This is a genomic window from Frankia sp. KB5, from assembly GCF_002099325.1.
GTDB lineage: Bacteria > Actinomycetota > Actinomycetes > Frankiales > Frankiaceae > Frankia > Frankia casuarinae.
Genome location: NZ_MRUJ01000182.1, coordinates 1 through 4,998 on the forward strand (window position 1 = coordinate 1; position 4,998 = coordinate 4,998).

8 protein-coding genes and 1 pseudogene are annotated in these 4,998 nt (G+C 67.4%); 3 read left to right on the forward strand and 6 right to left on the reverse strand.

Annotation, left to right across the window (positions count from 1 at the left end; all coding sequences use genetic code 11):
* Nucleotides 1–248: 248 nt before the first annotated feature.
* Nucleotides 249–374 carry a hypothetical protein gene (locus KBI5_RS28445; protein ID WP_023840384.1) on the forward strand — a complete coding sequence of 42 codons (126 nt, stop codon included), beginning with the start codon at nucleotides 249–251 and terminating at the stop codon, nucleotides 372–374.
* Here KBI5_RS28445 and KBI5_RS17390 read toward each other — a convergent pair.
* Nucleotides 367–1,230 (reverse strand): LLM class F420-dependent oxidoreductase, encoded by an 864-nt coding sequence (locus KBI5_RS17390; RefSeq protein ID WP_011436322.1) that lies wholly within the window; start codon nucleotides 1,228–1,230, stop codon nucleotides 367–369. The genes KBI5_RS28445 and KBI5_RS17390 overlap by 8 nt on opposite strands.
* A gap of 64 nt (nucleotides 1,231–1,294) precedes the next feature.
* Here KBI5_RS17390 and KBI5_RS17395 point away from each other — a divergent pair, with 64 nt between their 5' ends.
* Nucleotides 1,295–1,636: a MerR family transcriptional regulator gene (locus KBI5_RS17395; RefSeq protein ID WP_011436321.1), complete on the forward strand. Its 342-nt coding sequence runs from the start codon at nucleotides 1,295–1,297 to the stop codon at nucleotides 1,634–1,636.
* Between the two features lie 382 nt (nucleotides 1,637–2,018).
* On the opposite strand, the gene KBI5_RS17400 is transcribed toward KBI5_RS17395, so the two are convergent.
* The gene (locus KBI5_RS17400; protein ID WP_011436320.1) at nucleotides 2,019–2,390 is read right to left on the reverse strand and encodes a DUF86 domain-containing protein; all 372 of its coding nucleotides are present in this window, start codon (nucleotides 2,388–2,390) and stop codon (nucleotides 2,019–2,021) included.
* Complete coding sequence (locus KBI5_RS17405) at nucleotides 2,380–2,670, reverse strand: nucleotidyltransferase domain-containing protein (protein WP_035912985.1); 291 nt, start codon at nucleotides 2,668–2,670, stop codon at nucleotides 2,380–2,382. The genes KBI5_RS17400 and KBI5_RS17405 overlap by 11 nt, the downstream gene beginning before the upstream one ends.
* Nucleotides 2,671–2,947: 277 nt before the next feature.
* Between KBI5_RS17405 and KBI5_RS17410 the strand changes: the two genes are divergently transcribed.
* Complete coding sequence (locus tag KBI5_RS17410) at nucleotides 2,948–3,475, forward strand: transposase (protein ID WP_023840382.1); 528 nt, start codon at nucleotides 2,948–2,950, stop codon at nucleotides 3,473–3,475.
* A 409-nt stretch (nucleotides 3,476–3,884) separates the two neighbouring features.
* Here KBI5_RS17410 and KBI5_RS17415 read toward each other — a convergent pair whose 3' ends face one another.
* The 3 genes and pseudogenes from KBI5_RS17415 to KBI5_RS17425 all read right to left on the reverse strand — a co-directional run.
* The gene (locus KBI5_RS17415; RefSeq protein ID WP_011436317.1) at nucleotides 3,885–4,163 is read right to left on the reverse strand and encodes a ribbon-helix-helix domain-containing protein; all 279 of its coding nucleotides are present in this window, start codon (nucleotides 4,161–4,163) and stop codon (nucleotides 3,885–3,887) included.
* Nucleotides 4,164–4,179: 16 nt separating this feature from the next.
* Complete coding sequence (locus tag KBI5_RS17420) at nucleotides 4,180–4,422, reverse strand: hypothetical protein (protein ID WP_011436316.1); 243 nt, start codon at nucleotides 4,420–4,422, stop codon at nucleotides 4,180–4,182.
* 341 nt (nucleotides 4,423–4,763) lie between these two features.
* Nucleotides 4,764–4,998 (reverse strand): annotated as a pseudogene (locus KBI5_RS17425) (GNAT family N-acetyltransferase); the annotation flags it as partial.

A 4,998-nucleotide genomic window follows, 5' to 3' on the forward strand; every position in this document is an offset into this window, starting at 1 on the left:
CTCTCGCCAGCAGGCGCCCGGAACTCTAAAACCTCAACCATGATTGAAGTCAAGGCCCCCGGACAGTGGGGCGAGCTGCTGTACGGGCGATACACGGGAAAGATGAGCGACTCGGCCCGGGGCCGCTGCGACAGCATCCCGAACGCCACTTCTCGGCTCCGTTGACCTCAACCATGGTGGAGGTTGCAGGCTCTGTGAGGTCACCGCCCGTCACCAGATGCAGCAGGGCGCTTCGAGGGAGAGTAAGGATGCCAGCACTGGCCGCGCCCACCCAGGGGCCGGAACTCAGCCGGACGGCAACCCGGGTGGTCCTCGTCGGGCTCCTGGCCGGTGTGTTCATGTCCGCTCTGGACAGCACGACCATGGTCAGGTAGTTGGCTGCTTGACGCTGCCTCCGGCCCTGGCCAGCGGTCCCAGCTGGTCCAGCGCGCGCAGCGTCGCGTCGGCGTCGGTGATGGTGAGCAGCCCGAACAGGGCGCGACGGACACCACGAGCGCGCAGCCTCTCGAGCGTGGCCTCGTCGGGATCCATGAGCGGAACGGTCACCGGTGGCGTCGCCACCCCGGCCCGGTCCGCCTCCTCGGCCAGCTCGTCCAGGCCTTGGATCAGCTGGTCGACCGGAAGGGGTGGAGTGAGCCAGCCGTCGCGCCCGGCGATGATCCGGCGGAAGGTCGTCGGGCCCCATCCCCCGATCCAGACCGGCGGATACGGTCGCTGCACAGGCTTGGGCCACTGGAAGACCGGATCGAAATCGACGAAGCGACCGTGGAACTCCGCCTCCTCGGTGGTCCAAAGCGCCTTCACCGCGGCCAGCCGCTCCCGCATCAGCGCCATTCGAGTCGCCGGGTCGGTGCCGTGGTTGCGCATCTCCTCACGCAGCCAGCCGGCGCCGACGCCGAGTTCGAAACGGCCCTCGCTGACCAGGTCCAGGCTGGCCGCTTCCTTCGCCAACAGGAGCGGGTCCCGCTGGACCACGAGCGCGACCGCGGTGCCCACGCGCAACCGGGTGGTCGCGGTCGCCGCGGCCGTCAGACTGACGAAAGGATCAAGATTTCGGTAGTAGTCGCGGGGAATCTCGCCAAGCTCGGGGTGCGGTGTCTCCCGTCGGGCGGGGATGTGGGTGTGCTCGGTGACGAACAGTGATTCGAAGCCGCGCTCCTCGATCACCCGGGCGAGCTGAGCAGGCCTGATCTGTTCGTCAGTGACCGCGGTGAAGATCCCGATATCCATGCGTCGCACCGTAGAGTCTGCCATCAGTGTCAGGGTCAAGAGCGAGGGCTGGAGGCTGGTCCTGATGTTGATCGGCGAGCTGTCGACACAAACCGGCGCCAGCGTGCGGTCCTTGCGCCATTACGAGAAGAACGGACTGCTCGTGGCGGAGCGCGGCGCCAACGGCTACCGCCATTTCCCGGAGTCCGCGGTGGAGACGGTGGCCCGGATCCAGGTGCTGCTCGGCGCCGGACTGTCGGTGGCGACGATCCGCCAGGTGCTGCCCTGCACCATCGACGCGACGCCGCGGATCGTGCCGTGTGCCCAGCTGTCGGCGACACTGCGCCGCGAGCTGGACCGGCTGGAGCTACAGGCCGCGTACCTCGATCGCGCACGTTTCCTGATCTCGACGATGCTCGCGGCCTGAGCGCCACAGGAAGTAGCCGGGCCTCCGGGGCGCAGAACCCGTCAGCCGCCGATACTAGTGGACCTAACGCACCACGATAAGAACCGGTCAATCTTGGTTGCTGGCCCTGAAATCACCGTCCGGCCGGTCGCCACACGTGCCCCGAACAGGGACGATGCTCGGTGACCACGCCGACCGGAACATCGCCTACCGGGTAGAACACGTGTTCCGAACACCTGGCGGTTCCGGGCACTTCCGGGCTTCCTGGTGACCGTGCGCGTTGGGCACCGTGGTCGCGTCCACCCYCCTCTTCCGCCTCTGAATGTGCCCGTGCTCGGGTCGCGGTCGCGCCGAGGAGGGGTGATGGTCAGAACGTCCGCACCCGGGGGCGATGTACCCGCGGTCAGTGCGGCTGATCGAGCTGACTGGCGACGAGCGGGAACTCTGCCTTCAGGAGCGTTGCCAGTTGCTCCTGAAGCTCGCGCAGCGCGGTCGTGGCGATGCGCCACACGATTGACCAGTCGACCTCGAAGTACGCGTGAACAGCGATGTTGCGGAAGCCCGTGACGGACCGCCACGGCACATCCGGCCAGCGGTCGCGGATCTCGGGCGAGACTCGACCGGCTGCCTCGCCGATCACCAGGAGCTTCTGCAGAACGGCGCTCTGGATCAGGTCGCTCGCCAGGAAGGCGGCCTCGTCGACGTCCTGGACGAACGTCGTCGCGGCAGCCGCCGCTTCGATCATGTCGACGAGGTAGAGCTCGTCACGCCGCATAGAGGACCCGAGCCTCCGCGAGTACCCGGTCGCGGATGACCCACTTCAGCCGGGACTTGGGTACCAGGTCGACGTGCCGACCGACGATCTTTTCGAGCTCGTCCCGAAGATCGACGATCTCGAAGCCAAGCTTCGAGTCGGGCGCCAGCACATACAGCAGGTCGACGTCCGAGGAGTCGGTGTCGTCGCCACGAGCCACCGAGCCGAAGACGGAGAGCTCGGCGACCCCGTAGCGTCGGCACACCTCGGCGATCCGGCTGTCACGAAGGTCGACGGTCACCTCGCCATTATCGCCTCCAGGCAGCCACGACCGCACGGCTCGGACACCGCCTCCAACGAGGTGACCTGACCCCGTCCGAGGAACAAGAAGGCCGGGGCGACCAGCGGTGCGCCCAAGAGATCACCTTCCGGACGGGTCACGCGGCACACGTCCGGGGCTACGAATTCTTGTTCGGGGAGGTAGCGCGTTAGCCAACTGGCGGCATCTCATGCCAGGGTGACCATTCGGACCAGGCTTCCCAGTTGGGACGGTCATCGTCGGCGAGCCAGTTCCATGCGTGGGGCTTTGCGACCGGCCCCGCTCGGGGCGGCCGCGGCGGATCAGCGAGCTGGAGCGCGCCGAGCTGACCCGTCGCGGCCTGACCGGGGACATCTCGGCCTCCAGCGTGCGACGGATCCTCGCGGAGCATCCGGTCAAGCCCTGGCGCTACCAAAGCTGGATCTTCCCGCGGGACCCGGAGTTCACCGCGAAGGCCACCGTCGTCCTCGACCTTTACCAGGGCCAGCCGCTCGGCCCGAACGACCGGGTGATCTCCGTGGACGCCAAGCCGTCCATCCAGGCCCGCGCCCGGATCCACCCGACCGCTCCACCCGCCCCGGGGCGGGTCATCCGGGTCGAGCACGAGTACGAACGCCACGGCGCGCTCGCCCTGCTCGCCGCGCTCGACGTCCACACCGGACAGATCACCGCCACTACCCCGCCGACGAGCGGCATCGCCCCGTTCATGGCCCTGCTCGGCCAGATCATGGCCCAGGACCGGTACAAGAAGGCGGACCGAGTGTTCGTCATCGTCGACAACCACTAAGTTCTGCGCGAACCGCTGGTCCGATCTCTTCGACCTGCCTGTTCTGCCTTCCACCCACAAGCCGGATCGATCGATCAAACCTATTTGCCCAGGTCAGATGCCAACTACACGGCGTAGTGGACCATGTGTACCAGCATCCGAACCGTTTGATCTTGGTTGCTGGCCCTGAATTTACTGTCCGACCGGTCGCTACCCGGGCTCTCACCAGGAAGGATGCCCAGTGACCGCACCGGTCACTATGTCATCTAGCGAATCGAACACATGTCCCGAACTCCTAGTGGTGTCGGACGCTTCGGCCCGTCTCGCGACCGTGATCGTGGGTGTCGTGGTTGGGTCGACGGTTTGTGGTCGGGTTCGGGAGATGTGATGCGCCGTGAGGTCGCACTGAGCGCGATATGACCCGGTCTGGTCAGGCGACGTCGAGCCAGGCGCGGAGAGCCTGGCGGATGACATCGCTGGCGTTGGTGTGCTCGGCTTGGGCGCGGGCGCTGAGCGCGGCGCGCAGTTCGGGGTCGAGGCGGACGGGGACCACCTCGCCCGGGGCGGAGCCGAGGGGCCGGCGTCCGCCGCGGCGGTGGAGGTGGGCGACGTCGTAGCCGGTCTCGGCCTCGGCGGCCAGGTCCTCGACCAGCTCGTCGGTCACGGGTACGCCGCCTGCCGTCCGGCGGGCGGTCTCCTTGTTCGTCATCGTGCGCTCTCCTTGGTCACGGCAGGAGATCCCGGTATTGGGAACGCATCCGCATGGCATGAATGATCAGTTCCGTGCCGTCGTCGAGGAGCAGGACGACGATCTCCAGCAGGTTGCCCGCCCCGCCCGGGCCGAGCCGCAGTTCACGCCAGGGTGGCCCGTCGTCGTCCAGCGAGTAGGCGACGACGTACCGCTCGGCGGCGTGGAGGATGTCCGCGTCGGCGACGCCATGCTTACGGGCCGACCGATGGATCTCCACCCATCAATCGTAATACGAAACGGGCTGGCACTCGCAGAGCCCGAAGGGTGGTTTCGGGTGGGGCCTGCCCGTCGATGCACTGTGGCGCCGGACCGCAGTGGCGACCCAGGGCTCAGCAAGGCCGCTCGCCGCCGCCCAGGGGCGACCGAGCCGCCTCAGCCCAGTTCAGGGCACGTGTACCACAGCAGACGGACTCATAACGGAGATGGCCACACCGGACGAGGACGCCTCCAGCAAGCCGGCGGTACCGAGCGAATGCCGAAACAGCATGTTCCTCCAGATATCCGCGGAGCGGCACGCTACGCCGCGTCCGGAGCGACGGGTCGGTTGGAGCACGTCGATCACGTTGCGCGCTCTCCAGAGGCCTGCGCTGCTGGAAGGCTCTTGACGAGAAAACTCGTCTGCTCGGCTTCCTCGCGTTCCACGCCATCCTGATCGACCCAGGTCCAGCGATCGACATAGCGTTGCACCCGCACGACGTAGCCGAGTCGCCGGTAGAGGCGGGCGGCCTCGGGGTTGTCGGCAGCCACACCAAGACCGACCGTCCGGCTGCCATGCGCTGCGACCAGCATCTCG

Coding starts and splice junctions, on each gene's coding strand:
- KBI5_RS17390 (WP_011436322.1), bottom strand. CDS start 1,230: ATGGATATCGGGATCTTCACCGCGGTCACTGACGAACAGATCAGGCCT.
- KBI5_RS17395 (WP_011436321.1), top strand. CDS start 1,295: ATGTTGATCGGCGAGCTGTCGACACAAACCGGCGCCAGCGTGCGGTCC.
- KBI5_RS17415 (WP_011436317.1), bottom strand. CDS start 4,163: ATGACGAACAAGGAGACCGCCCGCCGGACGGCAGGCGGCGTACCCGTG.
- KBI5_RS17400 (WP_011436320.1), bottom strand. CDS start 2,390: ATGCGGCGTGACGAGCTCTACCTCGTCGACATGATCGAAGCGGCGGCT.
- KBI5_RS28445 (WP_023840384.1), top strand. CDS start 249: ATGCCAGCACTGGCCGCGCCCACCCAGGGGCCGGAACTCAGCCGGACG.